The following is a 25,380-nucleotide window of genomic DNA, read 5'->3' as shown; positions in this document are numbered from 1 at the left end:
AGGACGGTATGTTTTTCGAGAAGAAGGCCAAGTTGGCGGTGAAGAGTGACCTGTACCGCAAGTACCTCGCCAGGAAGCTCCTCAAGGAGCTTCCCAAGTACGCGCGGGCCCAATGGCGGGACTTCGAGCCGGATGATGCGCTGCGCCACGTGGGGCTGACCACCTACAAGCCCGGGCGCAGCTCGTTCGCGGGCATTGGCGCGTTCGTCATCGGGTGCGCCGTCGGCGGGATCGCCGCCCTGCTGCTCACGCCCAAGACCGGGCCGGAGCTGCGCACCGATGTGAAGGACAAGGCCATGGACTACCTCGGCAAGCAGGGCATCAACATCGGCCAGGAGAAGACCGCCAACGCGTGATCCTCGCTCGAGGAGGCACCCGGAGTCCGTGGGCACCGCTTCGCCGGTGCCTTCGGGCTCCTTCGCGTTTTCGCGACGCTCAGTACACCTGGAGCAGGCGGGTCCGGATGTCGAAGTGCGGCCGGCGGAGGTCCGGGATGTACACCTCGCCTCGCACCTCGTCGAAGCCGCCCGACAGGATGCCCAGCGCGGCGAGCCCCGAGACGTAGGCGGCGTCTCCGGCGTCCAGGGTGTGGAGTTTCGACAGTTTGACCGTCCGGGTGAAGCTCACCCTTCCGTCCACGCTCCAGACGCTGCGCACGGTGGGCGCCTTCGTGCGCTGGGCGAAGTGTTCGGAAGCGGGACCGAGCTCCGCCAGGGACTGGGGAACGTTCTCGAGCACGTACGCGTCGAAGAGCGGATTGCCGGAGGACTCGAGCAGCTTCACCGACAACACCTGGCCCGTGGGTGATTGCTCCAGTTCCACCTGGACATGCAGCGCGCTGGCTCCCCGCGAGTAGCTGTCGAGCCGATCCGCGAACGTGGACCCCGAGCGGGCCCGCGCGCCCGCGGCTCCCGAGCGCGCCACGCTCCCCAGGTCATCGCCCGAGGGCCCTCCCGCCACGTCCGGGCGCCCCGTCGCGCCGTAGCTGTGCGCCTGCGCCATCATCTCGCGCAGTCCCTGGGTCCACCCGGGACCTGGCTTGAAGAAATGCGTGAGCACGCCGTCGTACGAGAAGAGCGGCGCGCCCGTGAGCCCCTTCTCCAGGGCCCGGTCCATCTCCCCGAAGTAGGTGTCGACGAGACCGTTCTCCACCCGCTCCGTCGCCAGCTCCTTCTCGACGAAGCCCTGGACGCGTCCATGCACCCGCGCGTGCTCCTCGGCGCGCAGTTGCTCGGACGAAGGCTCCTCTCCCGCCCTCATCGTGTGTCCGGAAGCGCGCCCCGGCGCTGGCATCAACGTCACGGGCAAGCCTCCCGGCCCCGGAAACAACCTCACGGCGCGGGGCTCGTCCTCCGTCACTCGCGGCCCGGCGCTCGCGGGCGGAGGGACCTCGGCCACACGCGGAGCCGATGGAGGACTCGCGCGGGGAGGACGGCGCGCGGGTGGAGGTGAAGCCGGTGGGGGTGCTCCCGCAGGAGGAGGACTCGCCGGGGGTGCTTCTTCACCCCGGGGCGAGTGGCGTTCGATGACCTCGAAGACGATGGGCTCGGGACGTGTGCGGGAGCCGGGCTCGGGCGGCGCGGACCGCTCCCCCTGACGAAGCCAGAGTCCCAACACCCCATGGAGGGCCAGGGACACCAGCACGGCCAGGAGCAGACGGGAGCGCCGCATGAGAGCCGGCCAGGCTCAGGAAATGCTCAGCCGCTTGAGCACGTCCAGGGCCTCGGAGATGTGCCGGGTCGCCTGGAGTTGCGAGTCGAAGACGTGCTGGACGATGCCGTCCCGGTCGATGACGTAGGTGACCCGGCCCGGCATCAGCCCCAGGAACGAGCGCGGCACACCGTAGCGCTTGCGCAAGGAGCCATCCGCGTCGCTCACCAGCGAGAAGGGCAGCCGGTGCTTGGAGGCGAACGAGTCGTGCGACTGGGAGTCGTCGGAGCTGACGCCAATGACCTCGGCACCGGCATCGGAGAAGGCCTCGTACGAGTCCCGGAAGGAGCAGGCCTGGGCCGTGCACCCCGGCGTGTCATCCTTCGGATAGAAATAGAGGACCACGGCCTTGCGCTGTTGTCTCAGGGACTTGAGGCTGGCCGGGCTTCCATTCTTGAGGGTGAAGGTGAAGTCCGGCGCTTCGTCGCCAACCTTGATCGCCATGGGAACTCCTTGGGGAGAGCGCTTGTATAGTCCCTGGGGCGGGACACCGGCCAGAGGAAGAGGTGACGCGGTGACGACTCCGGTGACGACATGATCGGTGGTTGGTCCGCGGCACGGCTGGGGCGATTCTTCCCCAATCAACCCCTGGAAGGACAGTTCACTCCCGTGGTGAGCCTGGAAGCCACCGCGTGGAACCTGTCCCAGGCCGCCAGCGGACTGCTCGTCCACCCGCGCGTGGTGGTGACCGTGGCCCATGCCGTGTTGTTCCACGCGGGGGCCCAGCTCTACTCCGCCGCCCAGGTGAAGGTGGAGCTGGGCAACATGCGCGCCTGGGCCGACGCCGTCGTCATCCCCTCGCGCTTCCTGCAGAGCTCGGGCTTCCTCGCGTCCACGGATCTGGCGGTGCTGCGCATGCCCTGGGAGGTCAGTGCCGCGCTCGAGCCCCTCCTCGTCACCCGGGAGAAGCGGCAGGAGCACGGCACCTGGTTGTGGGGTTGGTCTCCCTCTCCGCCCCGCGCCCAGTCGTGCTTTCCCATCACCGTCTCCTCCGCCGAGGACGGCACCCTGCGCTACCCCATCACCAACCTGCCCGCCTTCAGCGGCGGCCCCCTGCTGTGCGGCCTCGAGGAGCACCAGCCCCAGGAAGTCATCGGCCTGCACCGCGCCTTCCATTCCGATACCCAACAGGGGGAGGCCATCCCCCTCTCCAGCGAGGACGTGGTCGAGGCCATGCGCGCGCTGGGATTCGAGGTCTGAATGCACTTGTTGGCCTTGGTCCTCACGCTCGCCGCCACCCCCATTCCCCAGGTGCCCGGCCCCGCTCCGGGCAGTCCGCCTCCGGGTGTCACCCTCCTTCCCACCGCGAGCACGGGCAACGCGCCTCCCGGTGACACGATGAGCGCGTTCGCCCAGTGGTGGGGCCCGCTCAGGGGCACGCTCGCCGAGCGTCTGCGCACGGCCTGCACCCAGTACACGGCCACCCCCGAGGTCGCCGCCTGGTGCGCGCGCTACCGAGGCCCCCAGGCCACGGCCTTCGACGCCGAGGCCGTGCTCTCCTCGGATGCCCTGGTGCTCGCCGCGTACTTCAGCGAGCGCGCCCCCCTCTTCGAGGCCTTGGATGGCCTGGAGATCGCCCTGGGCGCCGTGCGGCTGAAGCTCCCGCCCCAGGAGCAGGACGCCCTCAACGCCACCCAGCAAGCCCTCAAGAGCGCCCGCGCCACGCTCACGCTGAACGCGGGGACGGACACCGCCGTCAGCCTGCCGGGACTCCTGCCGGGACTCGAAATGGGCGCGGTGCTCGAACCGTTCCTCCAGGGACTGGCCCAGGCCCTCCAGGAGCGCGCCGAGGCCGAGGCCGTCCTCTATGTCCTCCTCGAGTTCGACGAGCGCATCTGCGCCCGCGAGGTGAAGGACAGCTGGGGCCAGCTCCAGGGCCACGTGCGCGACTGGTTGCCCGCCACCTGCACCGCGGCCCACAACAACGCATTCGGTGCCTCGCTCGGCGCGGGCGGCACGGCCTCGCTCGTCCTCCTGCGCAAGACGGTGGAGGAGGACCTGCGCGCCATCCCCGCGCACCTCGTCTCGGAGGTGGTGGCCCAGGCCGAGGGCCGCCGCTACGTCCACGCCGCGCCCGCCGCCCGGGAGTTCGTCGCCTCCATGGTGGGCGGAGTCCACCCGGTGCGCGCCCTGGACACCCTGTCGCGCCGGCTCGAGGCCCTCTCCCTGGAGCGGCCCGACATGCCTCCGGACACCGCGCGGATCTACACCCGGCTCGCGTGTGTCAGTGCCCTGCCCGCTTCCTTCACCCGCAACACCGGACTCGTGGACGACGCCAGCCGGGGCCTCGTGCCGCAGATGGACGCCCGTGCCCGGGGGCTCGCCGTCATGCTCCTGTCCCTGCAACGCGATGGCTGCTCCTGGGTGTACGCGCCCATCCCTGGCGCCTCCCGCTTGAAGATATGGGCCGCGCTCGCCCCCGCCCTCACCCAGCCCGCCGAGGGATTCGCCACCGTGGGCGCCGAGCTGCAACGGCTGGCCGAGCGGGCCCAGCGCGGTGAGGGCGTGAGCTCGCCCGAGGCCACCGCCGCCCTGCTGTCCCAGGAAGGCGTCGCCACGCTCGATGCCGCGGAGGTGGCGCTCGACGGACTGCTGCGCCTCAATGGGCTGCTCGGCGAGTGGTCTCCCGCCTCGGCTCCCGCGGTGGCCGAGAACCAGGGTACGCTCCTGGAAGTGCGCCGTATCCTCTTCGCCTCGAGGGAGCTGGTGCGCATGGTGGCCGCGGCGATCTCCCGGGAGCTCGTCACCGTGTACCAGCTCCTCCTGGAGCACCAGGCCGTCTCCAGCAAGAGCGCGCGCTACGACGCCGAGACGGAGAAGCGGTGCGTCCAGGCCGAGGTCTGGAAGGCGCCGGCCGCCACGGCGCCCGAGGCCCGTGACTCCGAGTGGCACTGCCAACGCGCGCCCTGCGTCTGCCTGCCCGCCGACTTCGGCCGGTATGGAGGGCTGCTGGTGGCGCTCGCCAACGCCCAGAGCGCCGAGGAGGTGAAGGCGGTCATCCTCGCCTCGGCCTCGCCCGTGGGCAGCTGGCAGTGGCGCAGCGATCCCGGTGTGCACCACGTCGTGTCGCTCACCGGCATGGTGGGGTTCGGCGGCTCCTGGTACGCCTCGGGCGCTCCGGAGTCCGGCCGATGGGCTCCCCGGCTGCTCCTGCCCTTCGGCGTGGACTACCAGCTTGGCCGGTGGGGCCTCACCTGGAGCGCGTTCGGTCAGGTGGTGGACCTGGCGGGCTACACCCGCTTCGCGAGCACCGACGCGCGCTCCTCCCCCCGCGTCCTGGAAGCCGTCAGCCCCGGCTTGTGGCTCAAGGGCGTCCTGCCGAGAACCCCCTTCGCGTTCTCGGTCGGCGCCGCGTACGACCTCGACGCGGGCGGATTGACGCCCGCTCCCGCCTGGCGGCTCAACGCGGGCATCTCCATCGACGCCCCCCTCTACATCCTCTATCGCAACTGAGGGGTAAGTCTTACCGCCCGTTCCCGGGGTCCCCCCGCCCCTCCCGCGTCAACCTCTTGAATACCCACGGCTTTTCCTCCGCCCGGGCATTGGCACGCGGCCTGCTCTAGCTCCCACTCGTCCGGGGGGACGAAGCAGGTCGGGGGGAGGTGATCGGGGGGAAGAAAAGGGGCGGCGAGGTCGGGGGGCTTCGCCGGGGAGTAGCAGTCGATGGGGAGGAATCGGGGAGGAGCCGCGGGGGTGGCTCTTCCCCGGTTTCTTTTCAGGGGGCCGCGACTTCCGCCCACTGGAAGGACAGCACGCCGGAGGTGCCCACCGCGTCGTAATAGTTCGCGATCCGCACCTTGAAGTAGCGGCCCTGGTCGCTGCGCACCACGTACACGAGGGGCTTGGGCGTGAGCTTGTGCGTGCCCACCTCGTAGTTGTACCAGCCGCCCTCCCGCTCGAAGACGGTGCCCTGGGTGGTGCCCTCATTGGGCTGATCCTCCGCGTACCCGCTCGCCGGCGCGGCGCTCAGCGCGCCGAAGTCCGCGCCCTCGAGCACCGCCACCTTCACGCCCCCCGAGCCATTCACGCCTCCCCGGGTGCGCACGTGGAAGCGCTGGATGGCCAGGTCCCACGTCGCGTCCACCGCCGCGTCCGCCTCGGTCCGCCCGTCCAGGTCCACACCCACCCAGACCTCGCTGCTCGTCGCGTCCACCACGGTCGTCCAGGTGCCGTCCGCGTTGGTCACATGGTTCACCCGGGAGTCCTCCGGCGCGTTCGGTTCGGGCTCGGGCTCCGGCGACAGGCCGATGTCCTCGCCACAGGCCCCCACGAGCAACGCCAGGCCGCACCACGCTCCCCACTTGTGGACTCGCTTCGTTCGCATGCTCACCGCTCCTGTCAGAAACGCGCCGACACTCCGGCGTAGAGGGATCTGGGAGGAATGGGCAGGAAGCGGGCATCCCCCGCCCCCGCCAGGTTGTTGCCCGCGACGAAGAGCCGCAGCACCTCGCCCAAATCCTTGGACACCTGCGCGTCCAGCGTCAGGTAGCGCGGCGCCAGCACCGTCTCCTCCACCCCGTCGCCGTCCCCGTCCTCGTAGTAGGGCCGCGCGCCCACCAGCGCCGTGCGCACCGAGGCCTCCAGTCCCCATGCCCGGCGTCGCCAGTTCGCGCGCGCCGTCAGCCGGTGGGCCGCCTGTCCTGGCAGGGGCCGGTCCTCGGTGCTGTCCCGGGCATGGGTGAAGGTGTAGCCCAGCTCCACGAGGATCGAGGCGGGCAGCCGCTGGTTCCACCCCACCTCCACCCCCTGCACCGTGGCGCGTGCGATGTTGTCGTAGCCAAAGCGCAGCCCCGCGACCTCCGGCAGGGTGACGACGGTGATCATGTCGCGCAAGTCATTGCGGAACAGGCCGAGCCACACGAGCGTGCCCTCCACGGGCCGGGCCTCGCCCGCCAGGCTCGCGCCGCGCGACGTCTCCGGCCGCAACGCCGGATTGCCCGCCACCACGTAGCCGACGCTCGGGTTCTCGAAGTCGATGAGCAGCTCCTGGAAGCTCGGGGAGCGGAACGCGAAGCCGTAGCTGGCGCGCAGGGTGAGCGCCTGGAGCGGATCGAAGCGGAAGGCCAGGCGCGGCGTGCCCACCGTGCCGAACTGGGAGTCCACATCCACCCGCAGGCCCGGCACCGCGACGAGCCCGGACACCACGCGCCACGAGTCCTGGGCGAAGAGCGACAGCCGCGAGCGCTGGCCCCGTCCCGACTCCAGCCGATCCGACACCAGCCCTTCCCCCAGCGCCTCCACGCCCGCCACCAGTTGGTGCGACTCGCCCAACCCCTGATTGAGCTGCACTCCCACCTTGGCCAGCTGCTCCAGCGTCTCGTCGATCCGGTCCAACGCCGAGGCCCCGCGCTGGTCGTAGACGAAGCGGTGCCGGAAGCGCGAGTAGTGCCCGGTGAAGGACAGCGTCGTGTGCTCCGAGAGCTCCCACGTCGGCAGGAGCGTGGCGAGGAAGGCCTCGTCCTGGCTCGCCCGATCGATCACCGCCCCCGTGTCGAGCCCGTCCACGCCCCGCTGCACCTTGCGATTGCCCTCCGCCTTGGCCTCGAGCTGGAAGCGCTCGGAGACGCGCAGCTCCCCGCGGCCGGAGTAGCGGTAGCTGTCGAGATCACTCCCGGAAGTGCTCACCCGCGAGGGGTCCAGCGAGTACGCGTCCCGGCGGCGGTAGCCTCCCCCCAGCCTCAAGCCCCAGCGCTCGCCCCGCGCTTCCCCACTGCCCTCGAGCTCCAGTTGCCGCAGGCCCCCGTAGGACACGCGCGCCTCGGCGCCGAGCGGCCGGCGCGCCTTGCGCGTGACGATGTTCACCACGCCGGCCATGGCATCGCTGCCATAGAGGACCGAGCTGGGTCCCTTGACGATTTCAATCTGCTCGATGTTGTCCGTGGACAGCCGGGAGAGATCGAGCTGCCCATCCACCCGGCCCGTCACCCGCTCCCCGTCCACCAGGAGCAGGGAGTACTCGGGACCCAACCCCTGCAAGCGCAGCCCCGCGCCCGCGAAGCCGGTGATGACCTCCACGCCCGGCCGGCCCGAGAGCAGCTCCGCGATGTCCCGCGCGCCACTCGCCTCGATGTCCCGCCGGGTGATGACCTCCACGGCCACGGGCGCGTCCCGCACGTGCTCCACCGAACGCGAGCCCGTCACCACCGTCGTCAGGCCCCCGCCCTCTCCTCCCCCCGCCCCGGCGGGCTCCTGCGCGAGCGCGGGCCCCGCCAGGACCAGGACACCCAGCAGCCTCCACCCTCGCATCTCCACCTCCGACGGACGATCGAAGTCGTGGGCTATATTTGATACTGATTCTCAAAGTCAATATCAGCGACGTTTGCTCTCCTGGAAGGTGACGGAGAGCTTCACCTCGGCGCCCTCGCGCAGGACGACGGCGGTCACCGTCTCGCCCGGCTTGGAGGCGTTGAGCGCGTACATCAAGTCCTCCACGCTGCCCACGTCGTGGGTGCCGAGCCGCACGAGCACGTCCCCGCGCTTGAGGCCGCCCAGCTCCGCGCCCCCCCCGGGCCGCACGCCCGCGAGCAACACGCCCCGGGTGCCCGCCGGCGGCGCGTAGTCCGGCACCGTGCCCAGCGAGGCATTGAAGGAGCGCAAGTCCCCGGCCGGAGCGGGCGCGGGCACACTGCGGTAGGTGACGCGCTCGGGCCGGGCGCTCGCCACGGCGGCCACCTCGGACACCACGAGCGCCACCTGGGCGAGCCCCGCCGCGTTGACCCGATCCGCGCTGTCCGAGGGCTTGTGGTAGTCGCCGTGCGTGCCGGTGAAGAAGTGCAGCACGGGCACTCCCGCCGCGTAGAAGGGCGTGTGATCCGAGGGCCCATACCCATCCCCGGAGCCATCGCACTGGACACGGGCCTTGGCGCACGCGGGGGCGAGCAAGTCCCGCCACTCCCCGCCCGAGTCGGCGCCCAGCACCGTCAGGTGGTTGTCGCGCAGCCGCCCCACCATGTCGAGGTTGAGCATGGCGGCCACGTCCTTCATCCCGAGCCCCGCGGGCGGCGTGCGCGTCCACGCGGTGGAGCCGAGCACGCCCGTCTCCTCGCCGGAGAAGGCGGTGAAGTACACGTCCCGGTGCAGCCGCTCGCGCTGCCCCGACAGCAGGCGCGCCGCCTCCAGCAGGCCCGCCACGCCCGAGGCGTTGTCGTCAGCGCCCAGGTGCGGCTCGCGGCGATCCGGAGCGAGCGAGCCCCGTCCTCCCTCGCCCAGGTGATCATAATGAGCGCCCACCACGATGACGCCGGACGCCCGCGTCCCGGCCGCCGCGGCGGGCAGCTTCCCCACCACGTTCCACGTGTCCTTGAGCACCTTGTCGAGCTTCACCGCCACGCGGCCGCTCACCTTCTGCCGCTTGGCGAGCTTGTCGAGCACCGCCTCGAAGCCGGCGCGCTTCAAGGCCACCACGGGCAGGCCCGCGTCCTGGGCGCCCTCGGGTTTGAGCGCGGGCAGGCTGGCCTCGGGAGGAGCGCCCTTCTCCCCCGCCGCCACCACGGGCCAGTCCACCACCACGAGCGCCCGCGCCCCGGCCTCCTTGGCCGTCCACGCCTTGTGACGCAGGTCCCCATAGCGGCGCTGCGCCTCGCTCGAGGCGAAGGCGGGCGTGTCCGGCACGAAGCGCCGCACGACGACGATCTTCCCCTTCACCGACAGGCCCGCGTAGTCGTCCACGCCCAGCGCCTGGGCGCGGATGCCATGGCCGGCGAGCACGAAGTCCCCCTTCACTTCCCCGTCCGCGGAGAAGCCCAGCGGCACGAAGGCGGTGTCCAAGGCCCGCACGCCGCCGAGCTCCAGCGCCGTGCCGCTCGCGGCCTTGAGCTCGGTGATGACGGGGAAGCGCTGGCGGAACGTGCCCGCGTCTCCGGCGGGCTCCAGGCCCAGCGCCACGAAGCGCTTCTCCAACCAGGCCGCGGACTGCTCCAGCCCCGGCGTGTCGATGCCCCGGCCCCCCTGCTCGGGCGACGCGAGGAAGCGCACGTCCTCCATCACCCGGTCCGCGGGCGCGGGCACGGGCGCGGCGGCGGAGGGCTCGCGCGTGCGCGTCTCCTGCCAGTCGACGATGAAGACGTTGGTGTCGTGGCGGCCCGGGGCCGTGGCGCGGTTGGACGAGAACGCGAGCTGCTTGCCGTCCGGGGAGAACAGCGGGAAGCCATCGAAGCCCGGCGCGGTGGTGATGCGCTCCAGCCCGGTGCCGTCCACGTTCACCGCCCAGATGTCGAACTCGCGCCCCTTGGGGTCTCCGTAATTGGAGGAGAAGAGCAGGCGCGGAAGTGTCGGGTGCCAGGCGGGGGCGAAGCTCGCCGCGTTGAGGTAGGTGACCTGGGTGGCGTTGGAGCCATCCGCGTCCGCTACGTACAGCTCCAGCTTCGTGGGCCGCACGAGCCCCCTGGCCAGCAGCGCCTGGTAGTCCTCCAGCTCCTTGCCCGGCGCGGGACGGCTCGCCCGCCAGACGATCTTCGAGCAGTCCGGGCTGAAGAACGCGCCGCCGTCATAGCCGGGCGTGTGCGTGAGCCGCTTCACGTTCCCCCCGTCCGCGTCCATCCGGTACAGCTCCAGATCCCCATCCCGCACGGAGGTGAAGAGGATGGAGCCGTCCTTCGGGCACACCGTCGCCTCGGCGTCGTAGCCCTTCTCGCGGGTGAGCGGCCGGAGGTTGGAGCCGTCCGCGTTCGCCTTGTAGATGTCGTAGGTGTCGTAGAGCGGCCACACGTAGCCCAGGCTCATGTCGGGCTTGGGGGGGCAGGCGGCGCCGCCCTCGTGGGTGGAGGCGTAGATGACCTCCTGATCCGACGGGAGCGCATAGGCGCACGTGGTGGCGCCCTCCCCGCTGGAGATGGGCCGCGTGGCGCCCGTCTGGGCATCCAACCAGTAGATGCGGTCGCATCCCTGCCCCTCGTGGCGGGCCTGGAATGTCAACTCCTTGCCAGAGAAGGCCCAGTAGGCCTCGGCGTTCTCGCCCTCGAGGGTGAGCTGCCGCAGCGAGCGCCAGTGCGACTCGCCCTCGTGGGGCGGCAGGCTCCGGGGCGCGGGCGTCGAGGGGTTGGGACCAGGGGGCGGCGCCGAGGGAGCGTGGGCGCAACCCAGGAAGACGAGGATGCCGAAGGAGAGTCTCTTCATGTGAAGGAGCCTGGAATTGAGATTGATTGGCAATATCAACTCGCCCTGGCTTGTCGAGGGAATTTCAGCGGTAACTCTTACCCCCCTCGCGCGTGCCCGGCTGCCCATGCGCGTGCCCAACCTCTTGGAATCCGGAGCGTTGTCCGGCGCGGAGGCGCTGGCACGCGCGGTGCTTTAGTCCCCTCTCGAGAAGCTGACGGGGTGGGCCGGGCGAGGGCTGTTCGGGGTTGGGCGGGTTGGAGGGCGGGGGGTTGGGGCACGGGGAGATTTCGGTGGGGGGTTCTCGGGGGTAGTGGGACGGGGAGAGCAGTGCCGGGGAGGAGCCGCGGGGGCGGCTTCTCCCCGGTTTTTTTGTTTTCTCGGAAATCCCCGTTTTAGTGTAGGAATGCGCTTCTTCCTCGAATCAGGAGAGAGCGAATGCGCATGTCGAAGGCCTTGGGTGTTCTGGCGTTGAGCGTGGGCGTCCAGGCGTGTGGGGGTCCGGAAGCAGCGGCCCCGAGCGTGAGCGAGCCCCTCGTGGAGCAGGCCCAGTCGCTGGGCCGGCTGAACATCCGCAACGCGGACCCCACGGTCATCCGGGTGGACAGCACCTACATCTCCGCGGAGGTGGAGGGGGGGCGGCTGTACGTGCGCACGGCCCCGTCGGTGGACGCGCTGGCCGGCGCGGCGCGTCAGCTCGTCTGGAGCAACCCCTCGGGCTGGCCCGAGGTGTGGGCCCCGCAGCTCATCAAGGCGGGTGACACCTATTACATGTACTTCACGGCCGGGGCCGGCGCCGCCCACCGCATGTACGTCATCCAGTCCAAGTCGCCCACCAGCGGCTGGTCCGCCGCCCAGCGCATGGCGCTGCCCGACGACAAGTGGGCCATCGACGGCACGGCCTTCAACTACCGGGGCCAGTGGTACTTCGTCTGGTCCGGCTGGGTGGGCAACACCGACGGCGAGCAGACGCTCTTCCTCGCGCGCATGAGCAACCCCACCACCGTCACGGGCGCGCGCTACGTCATCTCCCAGCCCCGCGAGGCCTTCGAGAAGGTGGAGCCCAACCCCCCCTGCCGCGTCAACGAGGGCCCCGAGATCATCATCGATCCGGCCGGCCAGCTGCACGTGGTCTACTCGGCCAACGGCAGCTGGGGCGAGAGCTACTGCCTGGCGGACCTGCGCCTCAAGCTCAACGGCGACCCCACCTACGTGTGGGACTGGTTCAAGTCCAACGGGTGCCTCTTCGGCGCCAACCGCGCCACCATCATGGCTGGGTGGGATCCGACCCTGTACGCCAAGGGTGTGGGCCACCACTCCTTCGTGCTGCTCAACGGCGATCCCAACACCAGCCCCCCCGCGGGCCCCACCTTCCCCCTGGCCTACCACGGCGTCGCCAAGAACGAGTACCCCAGCGACTTCTGGGGCGCGCGCCACTGGTACTCGGGCTCCTTCCAGTGGTGGGGCAACATCACCTACACCCGGGGCAGTGAGCGCAACACGGGCTGGAGCTTGAAGTTCTACGAGTAGCCCGCCCGTCCACAACCCTCGGCGAGGGAAACTCACTCGGCGTCGCAGAGTGCGGGGAAGTGCTTGTTGCACCCCCGCACTCCCGGATATGCACAAGCCCACTCCGCGCGCGCCCGTGCAAGCCGTCCTTCCAGGCGCCGCGAATGGGAGGACGCCCATGGCGTCTACGACGCACGAGGCCGCGCTGTCGCGGCTCATTCTCGACGCGCTCATCCATCCCCTCTTCTGGAAGGGAATGGACCTGCGCTACCTCGGGTGCAACCGGGCCTTCGCGCGGCTCGCGGGCATGGCACCCGAGGACGTGGTGGGCCTGGGCGATCACGAGATGCCGTGGCGCGATCTGGCGGAGGACTACCAGCGCACGGATCGGCAGGTGCTCGCCACCGGCCTGCCCCTGGCCGAGTTCGAGGAGCGCGTGCGCGGCGTCGACGGCGTGGACCACTGGACGCAGACGAGCAAGGTCCCCCTGTTCGACGCGCGCGGCTCCGTCGTCGGTGTGCTCGGCACCCTGGTGGATGTCACCGCGCAGCGCGAGGAGCGGCTCCGGCGGATAGAGCTGGCGCTCGCCGAGGGCGCGGCCGCCAACCGGCTCCTGCGCGAACAGGCCAGCGAGCGCGAGGCCATGGAGCGCGCCCTGGCCCAGAGCGAGATGCGGCTGCGCACGGCGGTCCGGGGCGCGCACCTCATCCTCTGGTCCCTGGACGCCCAGGGCATCATCACCTTCGCGGATGGCGGCGGGCTGGCCAGCATGGGGCTCAAGCCGGAGCAGATCATCGGGGAGTCCATCTTCGAGCTCTTCGCGGGCGAGCCCAAGGCGGTCGCCCAGGCACGGCTCGCGCTGTCCGGGGTGATCACCACGGAGGTGTCCACCATCGCGTCCAACATCCACTACGAGACGCGCTACACCCCGGTGCTCGACGAGCAGGGGCGGATCACCGGCACCATCGGGCTCGCCACGGACGTGACGGAGCGGGTGAAGGCCCGCGAGCAACTGGAGCAGGAGCTGGAGCGCACGCGCGCGCAACTGCTGCAGGTGGAGCGGCTGGCGACGCTGGGCACGCTGGCGGCCGGCGTGGGACACGAGCTGCGCAACATCTCCACCGTGCTCAACAGCCTGCGCACCGCCTTCACCGAGTGGGCCCAGACAGGCGTGGCGCCGGACGCGGAGATGCTCGCGGAGCTGGGCTGGGCGTGTGAGCACGTGGCCACGCACGGCCAGCACCTGATGAACCTGGGCCGCCCCGGCCAGACGAAGGTGGAGCGGGTGGATCTGCGCGAGCTGGTGTCGGGCTCGCTCTCCATGCTGCGCACCGCCGGCATCCTCCGGCACGTGAAGGTGACGTTCCAGAGCTCCGCGCACCCCGTGTGGACCCAGGTGAGCCGCACGCGGGTGGAGCAGGTCCTGCTCAACCTGCTGAGCAACGCCGCCGACGCGGTGGAGTCCGTGCGCGGCCGGCCCGCGGAGGTGCGCGTGCACCTCTCCGAGGACGGGGACGCGGGCGTCGCGCGCTGCCGGGTGGAGGACACCGGCGTGGGCATGCCCGAGCACGTGCTCGCCTCCATCTTCGAGCCGTGGTTCACCACCAAGCCCCCGGGCCGGGGCACCGGCCTGGGCCTGCCCGTGGTGCGCAACCTCCTGCGGGAGCTGGGCGGCGAGCTGACGGTGGAAAGCCAGCCTGGCGAGGGCAGCGCCTTCACCTTCCACCTGCCCCTGGCGCCGCCCCCCTCCTGACGCGGCGCCCCCCGCGTCCGTTAGTGCACGGGAGGACACGGGCCATCCCCCGCGTCGGGGACGCCGGGCATGATGAGGCGCATGAACTCCTCCCCTGCCTCGTTCCAAGAGTTGTGGGCCCCCACCACCCGCGCCAACCCCCTGCCCCTCTACGCGCGCATGCGCCAGGAAGCTCCGGTGGTGCGCGTGGTGGATCCGTACTTCAAGCTCCCGGTGTGGGTGGTCAGCCGCTACAAGGACGCGGTGGAGCTGCTGCGCGACTCACGCTTCACCAAGGATCAGTCCAAGCTGCCCGAGGACTCCCTGCCGCGCCAGATGCGCAACGACACCATGGCGGCGCTCAACCGGCACATGCTCATGGCGGATCCGCCGGACCACACGCGCCTGCGCACCCTGGTGTCCAAGGCCTTCACCCCGCGCCGCGTGGAGGCCTTGCGCCCGCGCGTCACCGCCATCACCGAGCGGTTGCTGGACGGTGTGAAGAAGCAGGGCTCGGTGGATCTGCTGAGCGCCTTCGCCTTTCCCCTGCCGGTGACGGTCATCGCCGAGATGCTCGGCGTGCCCGCGGAGGATCAGGCCCGCTTCCACGAGTGGACGACCCTCATCGTCAACCCGCCCCTGGATGGCGACCTGGGGCCGCTGCGGGCCGCGGGCATGCAGTTCCTGCTCTACTTCCGCGACTTGATGGAGAAGCGCCGCAGCGATCCGCGAGATGACCTGCTCACCGCGCTCGTGTCCGCGGAGGAGCAGGGAGACCGGCTCACCACCGAGGAGCTCGTCGGCATGTTGTTCCTGCTGCTGGTGGCGGGCCACGAGACGACGGTGAACCTCATCGGCAACGGCGTCTGGGCGCTGCTGCGCCACCCCGAGCAACTGGAGCGGCTGCGGAAGAACCCCGCCCTCATCGAATCGGCGGTGGAGGAGATGCTGCGCTACCGCGGCCCCGTGGAGACCACCACCCAGCGCTGGGCGCCTCAGGATCTCGAGTTCCACGGCCAGGTGATTCCCCAGGGCGAGACCATCATCGCCTCGCTCCTGGCGGCTGATCACGATCCCGAGCAGTTCCCGGAACCAGAGCGCTTCGACATCACCCGCGAGCCCAACCGGCACATCGCCTTCGGCTTCGGCATCCACTTCTGCCTGGGCGCCCCCCTGGCGCGGCTGGAGGCCAGCATCGCCATCCCCCTGCTGCTCGAGCGCCTGCCTCAACTGCGGCTCGCCGTGGACGAGGACGCGCTGCAATGGCGCGAGGGCATCCTCGTGCACGGCATGAAGCAGCTGCCGGTGGCGTTCTAGTAGTACGTCACCGTTCCATCCTGGAGGGTGCAGGCGCCGTCCTGCGAGGGGTTGCCCACCGAGCGCACCAGCTCGGAGCCGGAGACGGGCAGCCGCCGGCCCTCCAGCTCCGAGCCGATGGTGCGCACGAGCAGGTGCTTGAGCAGCTGCACCTGGTAGCAGGGGATGTGCGGCTCGGCATGATCGTTTCCGACGCCCGAGTCATTCGTGAGGAAGAGGTAGCGGCCCCGGGTGAGCTGGGCCGCCTGCCGCATCTGGAACTCCGCCGAGTCCGCCACCCCGCTCGCCGCGATCGGGTAGACCTTGATGCCGGCCTGCCGGGCCCCCTGGGCCGCGCGCAGGAAGGCGTCGTGCTTCGGCTCATGCGTCGGCGCGTCCGCCATCAGGAAGAGCACCCGGGCGGTGTTGCTCGTGCGCCAGGACAGCTTCACCCCTTCCTCCAGACCGCGCTCCATCGCCTCGGGGTAGTCCCCTCCCCCATCCGCGCCCTGCGCTTCCAGCCGCGAGCGCAGCGTCGGCAGGCTGGAGGTGAAGTCGAAGGAGCGCGCCACGTAGTCATCGCCCTCGTCCCGGTACAGCACCAGCCCGTAGCGCACCGACACCTGGGGGAAGTGCGTGCCCAGCGAGTCGGCGATGTCCTGGATCTCCGCCTTCAGGTAGGCGAGCTCGTCGCCCATGCTGCCCGTGGTGTCCACCACGAAGGCCACGTCCAACTCCCGGGGCGCCTCGCCCTGGACGCCCGGCAGCGTCACGTCCCACGCCTTGCCCTCCACCGCCGTGGTGAACGGCGTGCCCGTCCCTCCCGGGGGCGGCGATACCGTCACCGAGAAGGACTCTCCCGCCTGGGCTCCATCATGGGCGGGCAGGAAGAGCACCCGCCCGTCCGAGGCGGTGGGACCCTGGAACCGCGTGCCGCCGCCACTGCCGTCCACGCGGACGAGGGCGTTGGACACCGGCCGCCCCTCCTCGTCGCGCACGGTGATGATCACCCGATCCGCGCTGGGCAGCGCGCTCAGGTTCAAGGCCGCGGAGGCCTTGGTGAGGTACCTCTGGAAGAAGTCGAAGTTGAGGTTGTCGTCCCAGTCCCCCGCGGTGAGCAGCCCCGAGGAAGGCTGGCCCTGGTCGGGTGCGTCCGGTGACGAGGGATCCCTAGGCGCTCCCGAGGCGTCGCCGCCATAGGGCGGCGTCTCGGAGGAGCCCCTTCCATCCATCGCGCCACAGGCCGGAAACAGGGACAGGGCCGCGGCCAATCCACACCAGGTGAGCAGTGAAGTTTTCATGGCCCCGCCGCATTGCAAACGCCTTGCCTCGCGGGCTTCTCCCTCGGAGAAACACCCTCCCGCCGAGGCCTCCCCGGTTTTCCGCCATGCGAAACCATGTCAGCGCTGTCCTACCCGGAGCACTCGCTCACAGCGTGATGACGATCTTCCCGAAGTGGGCGCCCGCTTCCATGTGGGCCAGGGCCTCGCGCGCCTGAGCGAAGGGGAAGGTCCGGTCGATGACGGGGTGGATCCGGTGCTGGGTGATGAAGCGGTTCATGTCCTCGAACATGGCGCGGCTGCCCACGAAGACGCCCTGCACGCGCAGTTTCTTCGGCTCCGAGAGCTTGGGATCCACCTCGGCCCGGTTCCCCGTGAGCAGGCCGATCAAGGCGATGTGTCCCCCCGCCCGCGTGGCCCGGACGGAATGGGGGAACGTGCCCGCGCCACCCACCTCGAGCACGTGATCCACGCCCTGCCCGCCCGTGCGCGCCAGGACGGGCGCCTCCCAGTTGGGCGTCTTCTTGTAGTTGAACAGCTCGTCCGCGCCGAGCTTCCGCGCCCGCTCCAGCTTTTCGTCGTGACTGGACGTGATGAGGACCCGCGCGCCCGCCAGGTGGGCGAACTGCAACGCGAAGATGGACACCCCTCCCGTGCCCTGGAGCAGCACCGTCTGGCCCGGCTTCAAGCTCCCTTGGGGAAAGAGCGCGTTCCACGAGGTGACGGCGGCGCACGGCAGCGTGGCGCCCTCCTCGAAGGACAGGTGCTCGGGCAGGTGCACGAGCGCCTCGGCATCCACGACGACGGACTCCGCCAGCACGCCGTCGACATTGCCCGCGCCCAGGCTGCGCAGCCCCGAGCGCTGCGGCGGCTCTCCGTCGGTCCAGTTCTCGAAGAAGGTGGGCGCCACGCGGTCTCCCGGCTTCACGCGCGTGACGCCCGGCCCCACCGCCACGACCTCGCCCGCCCCGTCCGACACGGGGATGATGGGACGCACCGCGGGCTCCAGGTAGCCGCCCTTCATCACGAGCAGATCCCGGTAGTTGAGGGACACGGCGCGGATGCGCACCAGGGCCTGGCCCGGGCCGGGCTTGGGCTCGGGCTTGTCCACCTGGACCCACTCCTGTGTCGTGTCGCCGGTCTTCCGCAACTCATAGGCCTTCATGTGAATGCGCTCCTCGTGGGACATCCGGGGGTGGAGGGGAAACGGCTCGCCACATAGTGGGCGCCCGCGAAACCCGCCAGCGAATCGCCCGGCCCTCCGGCGCGAATGACCAGTGCTAACCTTTTCCCCTCGCCGCTTCCCGGGAGGACATGGATGGGTTGCTGTCACTACGAATCGGTGGCCGAGGGCTGTGACTCCGCCTTCACCGTGGATGCCTCGCGCATCACCTTCGGCCGGGGATGCCTCTCGGAGGTGGGCGCGCGGGCACGGGCGCTCGGCATGCGGCGCGTGGCCCTGTTCTCCGACGAGCGCGTCGCCCGGCTGCCCCTCTTCCAGAAGGTGCACGCGTCCTTGAAGGCCTCGGGCCTGGACGTGGTCCTCTATACGGGCGTGCGGGTGGAGCCCACGGATGCGTCCTTCCAGGACGCGGCGCGCTTCGCCTCCGAGGCCCGGCCGGATGGGTACGTGTCCCTGGGCGGCGGCTCGGTCATCGACACCTGCAAGGCGGCCAACCTCTACGCCACGCACCCGGCGGACTTCCTGGCCTACGTCAACGCTCCCGTGGGCGAGGGACGCGCGGTGCCCGGTCCCCTCCGGCCGCACATCGCCTGCCCCACCACCTCGGGCACGGGCAGCGAGGTGACGGGCATCACCATCTTCGATCTGCTGTCGCTGCACGCGAAGACGGGCATCGCCTCGCCGCTGCTGCGTCCCAGCGAGGCGCTCATCGATCCGGACTGCACCGACACCCTGCCCGGAGAAGTCACGGCCGCCAGTGGCCTGGACGTGCTGTCCCACGCCCTCGAGTCCTACACCGCGAGGCCCTACGTGCGCCGCCCGGTGGGCCCGGGGCCCCGGCCCATGAGCCAGGGCGCCAACCCCTGGAGCGACCTCGGGTGCCGCGAGGCCCTGCGGCTGATGGGGGTGTACCTGGAGCGCGCGGTGAAGGACGCCGGCGACCGGGAGGCGCGCGAGCAGATGATGTGGGCCTCCACGCTGGCGGGCATCGCCTTCGGCAACGCGGGCGTCCACGCGCCCCACGGCATGGCCTACGCGGTGGCCGGGGGCGTGCGGGACTTCCGGCCCTCGGGCTATCCCCAGGACGAGCCCCTGGTGCCCCACGGCATGGCCGTCATCGTCAACGCCCCCGCCGTGTTCCGCTACACCGCGGAGTCGAGCCCCGAGCGGCACCTGGAAGCCGCGGGCTGGCTGGGCGCGGACGTGCGCGGCGCCTCGGCCTCGGACGCGGGCGAGGTGCTGGCGGGGCGGCTGCTCCACATCATGCGCGCGGTGGGCATGCCCAACGGACTGGGCGAGATCGGCTATACGGAGGCGGATCTCGGCGCGCTCACGAAGGGCACCCTTCCCCAGCAACGCCTGCTCCAGAACGCCCCCCGGGAAATGACGGGCCCCGTGCTCACCGAGCTGTTCCGTCAGGCGCTGCGCTACGGGTGACCCCGCGCGGAGAAGGAGAACGAGCCATGGCCGACCCCGAGACCCTCGAGCGCTACCGCTACTTCCTGCCCATCACCACCCGGTGGATGGACAACGACGCCTACGGGCACATCAACAACGTCACCTACTACAGCTACTTCGACACGGTGGCCAACCACTACCTCATCCACGAGGGCGGCCTGGACATCCACACGAGCCCCGTCATCGGCCTGGTGGTGGAGTCCCGGTGCACCTACCGCGCGCCGCTCGCGTATCCGGATCCGCTCCGGGCCGGGCTGCGCGTGGACAAGCTGGGCAACCGCTCGGTGACGTACGGCATCGCCATCTTCAAGGAGGGCGAGTCCCAGGCCGCCGCCCACGGCACCTTCGTGCACGTCTTCGTGGACCGCCAGTCGCGCAAGGCCACCGCCATGCCCGAGCGCCTGCGCACGGCACTCGAACGGCTCGTGATGGGCTGACTCCGCGCTGGATCCGGCGCCACCGTCGCGGTGTGAACACACCCCACGACGGCTTGAGGACACTCGAAAACATCCGCCGCGTTTCAGCACCCGCGACCACGGGACAATGGACAGGAGTGCTTTCCATTCCCGCGCGAGGTGCATCCACATGAAAGCGTTCACGTGTCTGGCGGTACTCGCCTGGGGCGGAACGGCCCTGGCCGAGCCGCCTCCACCCCCCTCGTTGCCCATGGGCGTCTCCGCCGCGCTGTACGACCTCTCCGTCCCCGCGGAGAGCCGTCCCACCCCGGCGCGAATCGCCCTGGGCAACAAGCTCTTCAACGACAAGAGGCTGTCCGCGGACGACTCGGTGAGCTGCGCGACGTGCCACGATCCCAAGCGCGCCTTCACGGATGGCAAGGCCCGCTCGGTGGGCATCAAGAACCAGATGGGCAAGCGCAACAGCCCCACGGTGCTCAACGCGCTCTTCAACGCCACCCAGTTCTGGGACGGCCGCGCGGGCTCGCTGGAGGAGCAGGCGGTGCTCCCCATCACCAATCCCATCGAGATGGGCATGCCGGACCTGGACGCCGTGGTGGCCAAGGTGAAGGGCATCCCCGAGTACGTGAATGACTTCCGCGAGGTGTTCGGCCGCGAGGTGACGGGCGAGGATCTGGCCTCGGCGCTCGCCGCGTTCGAGCGCACGCAGTTCTCCGGCAACGCGCGCTTCGATCGCTTCCTGGCTGGCGACGCCAAGGCGCTCAATGCCTCGGAGAAGCGCGGCTGGGCGCTCTTCAACGGCAAGGCGCGCTGCAACAGCTGCCACGCGGGCAACGCCGTGTCGCCCCTGTTCTCGGATCAGAAATTCCACAACATCGGCATCGCCGCGCACTCGCACGACTTCCCCACGCTCGCCAACGAGGCCCTGCGCGTGGTGCGCACCGGTGACGCCAAGCAGATCGACGAGCTGGCGCTCCAGACGGACCTGTCGGAGATGGGCCGCTTCCTCGTCACCAAGAACGAGAACGACATCGGGAGCTTCAAGACCCCCACCCTGCGCAACGTGGCCATCACCGGGCCCTACATGCACGACGGCTCGCTCACCACGCTGTGGGACGTGATGGACCACTACAACAAGGGAGGCATCCCCAACCCCTACCTGGACGGAGGCATGCAGCGGCTGGGCCTCACCGAGCCGGAGATCGACGACGTGGTGGCGTTCCTGTTCGCGCTGACGTCGGATGACTTCGCGAGCCTGGAGAAGAAGGAACTGGCCGCCCAGCGCGCGCGCAAGAACAAGCGCCCCGAGCGAGACACCGCCGCGGCGCTCGGCAAGAAGGGCAACCTCGGCGACATCGGCCTCAGTCCGGACCTCACCATCGAGAACCCCGCCTCGCGCGGCTTCTACGGGCCCGTGGGCTCCTCGGGAGGGAAATAACCCATGAAGCACATCAAGAGCATCGAGACCCGGCATCACGAGGAACGCGACGCCTTCTTCGACGGACTGCGCAAGCTCGACCGGCGCGGATTCATGAAGCTCGCCGGGCTGTCCGCGGGCATCGCCGCCGCCAAGGGCCTCCTCACGCCCCAGAGCTTCCAGCTCATCAGCGTCGCCGACGCGGCCCCCTCCAACAAACCCCGGTTCAGCTTCGCGTACATCTCCGACTCGCACCTGTACAAAAAGGATCTCAACGACCGCTTCGTGCGCTCCATCCTGCGCGCGGTGGATGACGTCAACCGCCTGGATCCCCAGCCGGACTTCGTCCTCTTCGGCGGAGACCTGGCGCAGCTCGGACAGAAGGACGAGCTCAACCTCGGCAAGGAAATCCTCAAGTCGGTGAAGGCCCCCGTGAAGATGATGGTGGGCGAACACGACTGGTTCCTCGACATGGGCGAGCACTGGCGCGAGCTCTTCGGCGAGCCCCAGTACTCCTTCGATCACAAGGGCGTGCACTTCATCACGCTCATGAGCGTGAACGAGAAGGACTTCTGGACCGAGCGCGGCATGACGCCCATGGAGCGCATGCAGACGGTGGCGGGACTCGACAACGGGGTGCAGTCGCGCTTCGAGGTGGGGGCCGCGGGCCGCGAATGGCTCAAGCAGGACCTGGCCAAGGTGGACAAGAAGACGCCGCTCATCGTCTTCAGCCACTCGCCGCTCTACAAGTACTACCGGCCGTGGAACTTCTGGACGGACGACGCGGACGACATCCAGGCGTTGCTCAAGCCCTTCGACCACGTGACGGTCATCCACGGCCACACGCACCAGATGCTCAGCAACCAGATTGGCAATATCCAGTTCCACGGGTTGCTGTCCACCGCGTGGCCCTGGCCCTACGCACCCGAGGGCCTGCCCGCCCTGACGGTGCAGATGAACCGCGCGGACCCATTCAGCAACTTCGACGGCTGCGGCAATGGCCGCTTCGACGTGCTCGCGGCCGGACTGGCGGACTCGCTCTACAACCTCTGGGATCGAGACCCCGTCACCGTCCGCTCCAGCTACCTCGCCTCCAACGGCAAGAAGGATCGCCCGGCGGCCACCAAGCTGCCGTCCTACTAGGAGACCTCACGATGAACGCTCGAAAGACATCTGGAATCGCGGCGCTCGGCGCCCTGGGTCTCCTGTCGTTTGGGGCCGCGTCCGCGCAGGACAAGGCATCGCCACTCCCCAAGCACGAGGTGCCTCGCTCGGCGGAGGGCAACGTGGTGATTGGCCTGTGCGACGGCGAGACGACGCTCGAGGTGAAGGGCGTGAAGGATCCGGCGAGGATCGATCGGAAGCAGGCGCGGGAGATCTCGGATCAGCTCATGGCCGAGTGGCACCGCAAGAATCCCCAGGCGAACTGGGATCCGGCGCCGATGAAGGTGGCGCTGGCACAGAATCCCCCCACCCCGCCCCCGGCGGCGAAGCCCGCCGTCGAACCCAGGGGAGACAGTGCGTCCTCGGACGCGGCGGCGGTGGGCCAGAAGAAGGGAGACAAGATCCAATCGGGACACACCTACGGGGCGTACGGTGCCCGGGACGAGGCGCTGTGGAAGGCCTCGGCCGAGCAGATGGTGACCGAGGGCCACCGGGTGTTCCATGACGCGAAGTCGCTGGGGAGCACGGTCTCGGTGTCGTGCGACATGTGCCACCCGGACGCGGCGAACACCCATCCGGAGACCTATCCGAAGTACCAGGTGCAGATGGGCCGCACGGCGCTGCTGCGCGACATGATCAACTGGTGCATCGAGAACCCGGTGCGCGGCAAGCCCATGGCCGAGGATGATCCGAGGATGAAGGCCATGGAGGCCTACATCCTGGCGCAGCGCAAGGGCGTGAAGCTGGAGTACGGCAAGCACTGAGCCTCAGGACGGTACGGGGCGGAGGTATAAGAGCGGAGGTCCCCATGCTCCCCCCCACTACCGTTCCTGCGCCCATCCCCGACGCGTCTTCCCCCGAGCCCGAGCGTACCGACCTCTCTCGGCTCTCTGTGGTGCAACTGGGCGAGCGGCTGCGGGGGGAGGCGGCGGTTTCGCGCGTGGCGGCGCTCACTCTGCTCAGGCGGCTCGAGGCCGTCCACGCCGTCCTGACGGGTGTGGAGGACGCGGCGCTGACTGCGCGCACGGCCGGGGTGCCGGAGTCCCGAGAGGAGGCGGGCGCGGAGCGTGAGCGCCTGCGTCCGCTGGCGTTGGAGGCGCTCACGCGCCACCCAGAGTTGCTCGCGCAGACGACCTCGACATACTTCCGCGACAGCTCCCCGCTCACCGCGCTGCCCGCGGAGTCCCTGCCAGCCCTGGTGCCGGCGGTCCGCGCGCTCCTCGCGACGACGCAGGCGCTCGAGTCCGTCCGCACCGTGCAGACGTTCCTGGCCCGGGCCGGGCCGCGCCAGGTGGTGGAGGCGGGGCTCACCACGGATGAGTCCCCTCGCGTCCGCCGCGCGGTTCTCCAGGCGCTCTGCCTCTCGCGCATGGAGGGAGCCGTGGAGGTACTCCGGCAGCTTTGCACGCGGCCGGAGTTGACGGCCGTGGACCGGGGCCTCCTTCTGGACCGGCTGGAGGCGCTCGGCGAGGACGTCTCCCTTTTGGACCCGGAGCGCACACTCCCGCTTGAGGCCTGGGCGGAACTCGCCCGGGCCGAGGGAGCGAACGCCGTGCCGAAGGACCTTCGCGGGCTCCCGCTCGTCACCGCGCTCGCGCCGCTCGGGGAGTTGCCGGTGCGGTGGCTGCTCACGCAGGCCAGGGAACTGGGGGAGCAACGGCTGCCCCGCCCATTCCGGCACCTGCTCGAACGACATCTCCCCCCTCAGGTGCTCGGAACTCTCGGGCGGCACGCGCTGGAGAGCTGGCTCTCGGTGAAGGGCAAAACAGGCGCCGCCTGGATGCTCTCGCTGATTGCGGAGTACGGCGGGGATGAGGCGGTGACGACCCTCTGCCACCAGATTGACGCGTGGCGCCGCCACCAGAAGCCCAAGGCCAATACCGCCATCCGCGCCCTCGGCAGGATTGGCACCGTTTTCGCCCTCTCGCAATTGGAGCGCATCGCCTCCGCGGGTGGGAGGTACACCGAATCGCTCGTGCAGAACGCACGCGAGGGGCTCGCGGAGGCCGCGGCCTCGCGTGGCCTGACACCCGAGCAGCTGCGCGAGGAACTGGTGCCGGACCTGGGCCTCACGCTGGAGGGACTGGTGGTGGACATGGGCCCGCGCAGGCTCCGGGTGAAGGTGCGGGCGGACCTCTCGCTGGAGGTACACCACGAGGGCAGCAGGGTGACACAGTCCTTCCCGGCCCTCCGCAAGGACGAGGACCCGGTGAAGCACGCGGAGGGCAAGCAGCGCTTCGACGTGCTCCGCAAGAACCTTCAACCGGTGCTGAAGGCGCAGCTCGCGCGGCTCGAGGAGGTGCTCTTCGTCCAGGACGACTACACGCTGGAGCGCTGGCAGCGGCTCTTCCCGCGCCACCCGGTACTGCGGCTCGCCATCCAGCCCGTGCTCTGGTCTCGGCTCACGCCCACGGGCGAGGTGGTGGGCTCGTTCCGCGTCGCGGAGGACGGGACGCTGGTGGACGCGCAGAACGCGGAGGTGCTCCTGCACCCCTCCGAGCGCATTGGCCTCTGGCACCCGGTGCTGGAGGATGCGCGCACGCACGCGCTGTGGGGGGAGCACCTGGCGGACTACCGGCTCGTGCAGCCCTTCCGCCAGCTCCAGCGCGAGGCACTCCGACCCACCGACGCGGAGCGCGGGGCCACGGCCATGACCCGCTTCCAGGGCGTGTCCCTGTGGGCCAGCCGGCTGAGGAACACCCTGGAGCGGCTCGGGTGCAGGGCCCCGGTGGGCGAGCACGGCATGCTCCACGAGCACGCGCGCGCCCTGCCGAACCACGGGGTGGCCTTCCGCGTGCTCCACTCCCCCATCCAGCGGCGGTTCGAGCTGGAAGAGCGGGTGGAACTGGGGCAGATCGAGTACACCCTCGAGCCGCAGTACCGGCAGCGCCACCGCCTCGCACAGGAGGGGCAGCCCACGCTCGGGGAGTTGCCGCCAGTGCTGTGCGCGTGTTTGCTCGACGTGATGCGCTCGCTAGCGCTCCAGGCGGACACGCCCTGAGCCCCAGGCGCGTGTCGTCCCGCCGCTCGCGCTCTGAGCTTGCCCCGGTTACGTGGCTCTTCCAGCAGTTTGTGTGCTCGCTCCGCCTACTCCTCTCGCGACTCCGAGCGGGGGCGCCAGA

19 protein-coding genes are annotated in these 25,380 nt (G+C 70.2%); 12 read left to right on the top strand and 7 right to left on the bottom strand.

Annotated features, from left to right (window positions below; genetic code table 11):
* The first annotated feature begins 8 nt into the window (after window positions 1-8).
* Complete coding sequence (locus tag MEBOL_RS36235) at window positions 9-356, top strand: YtxH domain-containing protein (RefSeq protein ID WP_095983222.1); 348 nt, start codon at window positions 9-11, stop codon at window positions 354-356.
* Window positions 357-435: 79 nt separating this feature from the next.
* Here MEBOL_RS36235 and MEBOL_RS36230 read toward each other — a convergent pair whose 3' ends face one another.
* Both MEBOL_RS36230 and MEBOL_RS36225 read right to left on the bottom strand, forming a co-directional pair.
* Window positions 436-1,671 carry a TonB C-terminal domain-containing protein gene (locus tag MEBOL_RS36230; RefSeq protein ID WP_157823878.1) on the bottom strand — a complete coding sequence of 412 codons (1,236 nt, stop codon included), beginning with the start codon at window positions 1,669-1,671 and terminating at the stop codon, window positions 436-438.
* A gap of 15 nt (window positions 1,672-1,686) precedes the next feature.
* Window positions 1,687-2,154 carry a peroxiredoxin gene (locus MEBOL_RS36225; protein WP_095981680.1) on the bottom strand — a complete coding sequence of 156 codons (468 nt, stop codon included), beginning with the start codon at window positions 2,152-2,154 and terminating at the stop codon, window positions 1,687-1,689.
* Window positions 2,155-2,244: 90 nt separating this feature from the next.
* Between MEBOL_RS36225 and MEBOL_RS36220 the strand changes: the two genes are divergently transcribed.
* Both MEBOL_RS36220 and MEBOL_RS36215 read left to right on the top strand, forming a co-directional pair.
* A complete protein-coding gene (locus MEBOL_RS36220; protein ID WP_095981679.1) occupies window positions 2,245-2,910 on the top strand; it encodes a hypothetical protein in 666 nt (221 codons plus the stop codon).
* On the top strand, window positions 2,911-5,163 hold the full coding sequence (locus tag MEBOL_RS36215) for a hypothetical protein (RefSeq protein ID WP_095981678.1): 2,253 nt from the start codon (window positions 2,911-2,913) through the stop codon (window positions 5,161-5,163).
* 262 nt (window positions 5,164-5,425) lie between these two features.
* On the opposite strand, the gene MEBOL_RS36210 is transcribed toward MEBOL_RS36215, so the two are convergent.
* The 3 genes from MEBOL_RS36210 to MEBOL_RS36200 all read right to left on the bottom strand — a co-directional run bounded on the left by MEBOL_RS36210 (window position 5,426) and on the right by MEBOL_RS36200 (window position 10,824).
* Window positions 5,426-6,034, bottom strand: a complete 609-nt coding sequence (locus MEBOL_RS36210) for an HmuY family protein (protein WP_095981677.1) — start codon at window positions 6,032-6,034, stop codon at window positions 5,426-5,428.
* 14 nt (window positions 6,035-6,048) lie between these two features.
* Window positions 6,049-7,956 (bottom strand): TonB-dependent receptor plug domain-containing protein, encoded by a 1,908-nt coding sequence (locus MEBOL_RS36205; protein WP_095981676.1) that lies wholly within the window; start codon window positions 7,954-7,956, stop codon window positions 6,049-6,051.
* Between the two features lie 63 nt (window positions 7,957-8,019).
* Window positions 8,020-10,824 (bottom strand): M28 family peptidase, encoded by a 2,805-nt coding sequence (locus MEBOL_RS36200; RefSeq protein ID WP_095981675.1) that lies wholly within the window; start codon window positions 10,822-10,824, stop codon window positions 8,020-8,022.
* 417 nt (window positions 10,825-11,241) lie between these two features.
* Between MEBOL_RS36200 and MEBOL_RS36195 the strand changes: the two genes are divergently transcribed.
* From MEBOL_RS36195 to MEBOL_RS36185, 3 genes are all read left to right on the top strand, one after another.
* Complete coding sequence (locus MEBOL_RS36195) at window positions 11,242-12,333, top strand: glycoside hydrolase family 43 protein (RefSeq protein ID WP_095981674.1); 1,092 nt, start codon at window positions 11,242-11,244, stop codon at window positions 12,331-12,333.
* 157 nt (window positions 12,334-12,490) lie between these two features.
* Entirely contained in the window at window positions 12,491-14,065 is a 1,575-nt protein-coding gene (locus MEBOL_RS36190; RefSeq protein ID WP_170115668.1) for a PAS domain-containing sensor histidine kinase, read from the top strand.
* A gap of 81 nt (window positions 14,066-14,146) precedes the next feature.
* On the top strand, window positions 14,147-15,361 hold the full coding sequence (locus MEBOL_RS36185; protein WP_095981672.1) for a cytochrome P450 family protein: 1,215 nt from the start codon (window positions 14,147-14,149) through the stop codon (window positions 15,359-15,361).
* Here the strand turns inward: MEBOL_RS36185 and MEBOL_RS36180 are convergent.
* Both MEBOL_RS36180 and MEBOL_RS36175 read right to left on the bottom strand, forming a co-directional pair.
* A complete protein-coding gene (locus MEBOL_RS36180; protein WP_095981671.1) occupies window positions 15,358-16,641 on the bottom strand; it encodes a VWA domain-containing protein in 1,284 nt (427 codons plus the stop codon). The genes MEBOL_RS36185 and MEBOL_RS36180 overlap by 4 nt on opposite strands.
* Window positions 16,642-16,768: 127 nt before the next feature.
* A complete protein-coding gene (locus tag MEBOL_RS36175) occupies window positions 16,769-17,785 on the bottom strand; it encodes a zinc-dependent alcohol dehydrogenase family protein (RefSeq protein WP_095983221.1) in 1,017 nt (338 codons plus the stop codon).
* Between the two features lie 153 nt (window positions 17,786-17,938).
* Between MEBOL_RS36175 and MEBOL_RS36170 the strand changes: the two genes are divergently transcribed.
* The 6 genes from MEBOL_RS36170 to MEBOL_RS36145 all read left to right on the top strand — a co-directional run bounded on the left by MEBOL_RS36170 (window position 17,939) and on the right by MEBOL_RS36145 (window position 25,259).
* Window positions 17,939-19,240, top strand: a complete 1,302-nt coding sequence (locus MEBOL_RS36170) for a hydroxyacid-oxoacid transhydrogenase (RefSeq protein WP_095981670.1) — start codon at window positions 17,939-17,941, stop codon at window positions 19,238-19,240.
* Window positions 19,241-19,266: 26 nt separating this feature from the next.
* Complete coding sequence (locus tag MEBOL_RS36165) at window positions 19,267-19,698, top strand: acyl-CoA thioesterase (protein WP_095981669.1); 432 nt, start codon at window positions 19,267-19,269, stop codon at window positions 19,696-19,698.
* 148 nt (window positions 19,699-19,846) lie between these two features.
* Window positions 19,847-21,115, top strand: a complete 1,269-nt coding sequence (locus MEBOL_RS36160) for a cytochrome-c peroxidase (RefSeq protein WP_095981668.1) — start codon at window positions 19,847-19,849, stop codon at window positions 21,113-21,115.
* A 3-nt stretch (window positions 21,116-21,118) separates the two neighbouring features.
* On the top strand, window positions 21,119-22,237 hold the full coding sequence (locus tag MEBOL_RS36155) for a metallophosphoesterase family protein (RefSeq protein WP_095981667.1): 1,119 nt from the start codon (window positions 21,119-21,121) through the stop codon (window positions 22,235-22,237).
* Window positions 22,238-22,248: 11 nt separating this feature from the next.
* Window positions 22,249-23,022, top strand: a complete 774-nt coding sequence (locus MEBOL_RS43415) for a c-type cytochrome (protein WP_245919172.1) — start codon at window positions 22,249-22,251, stop codon at window positions 23,020-23,022.
* 44 nt (window positions 23,023-23,066) lie between these two features.
* Entirely contained in the window at window positions 23,067-25,259 is a 2,193-nt protein-coding gene (locus tag MEBOL_RS36145) for a DUF4132 domain-containing protein (protein ID WP_157823877.1), read from the top strand.
* The last annotated feature ends 121 nt before the right edge of the window (window positions 25,260-25,380 follow it).

The organism is Melittangium boletus DSM 14713 (assembly GCF_002305855.1).
Lineage (GTDB): Bacteria > Myxococcota > Myxococcia > Myxococcales > Myxococcaceae > Cystobacter > Cystobacter boletus.
The sequence above is the reverse complement of the archived record's forward strand: the minus strand, read 5'-3'. Positions and strand labels throughout refer to the sequence as shown.